Genomic DNA, 475 nt, shown 5'->3' on the forward strand with positions numbered 1-475 from the left:
AAGCTAAGCCCTCCAGCGCCGATGGTACTGCACTCGTGAGGGTGTGGGAGAGTAGGACACCGCCGGACAATCTTCCAGTCGAGGGCCGCCCCAATCCGGGTCGGCCCTCGACTGCGTGGCGCCATTGGTGGCGCAATCAGGAAGGATGTACCTGTGAGTTCAGGACCGCAGGGCGGAGACCGTCCCCGTCGTAACGAAGACGGCTCCGGCGAACGCGACCGCGGTGCGCGGCGCGACGACCGGCCCCCGTACCGGGGAGACCGAGACAGCGCAGGCGGCACCCGAGGCGGATACGCCGGCGGTCGCGACAGCGGTTCCCGTGGCGGTGACCGGGACGGCTCGCGATCCGGTGCCCCGCGTGAGGGCGGCTACCGAGGCGGTGACCGCCGCGAGGGCGGCTTCCGTGGTGGCGATCGTGATGGGTCGCGCTCGGGTGCGCCGCGTGAAGGTGGCTTCCGTGGTGGTGACCGTCGCG

The 475-nt window shown here is 71.2% G+C and carries 1 pseudogene; it reads right to left on the reverse strand.

The features are described 5' to 3' along the window. Positions 1–159 precede the first annotated feature (159 nt). Positions 160–475, reverse strand: a pseudogene (locus ACLQ23_RS29415) (hypothetical protein); the annotation flags it as partial.

The sequence above is a fragment of the Micromonospora sp. DT41 genome, assembly GCF_049841715.1.
In the GTDB taxonomy this organism is placed as follows: domain Bacteria; phylum Actinomycetota; class Actinomycetes; order Mycobacteriales; family Micromonosporaceae; genus Micromonospora; species Micromonospora profundi.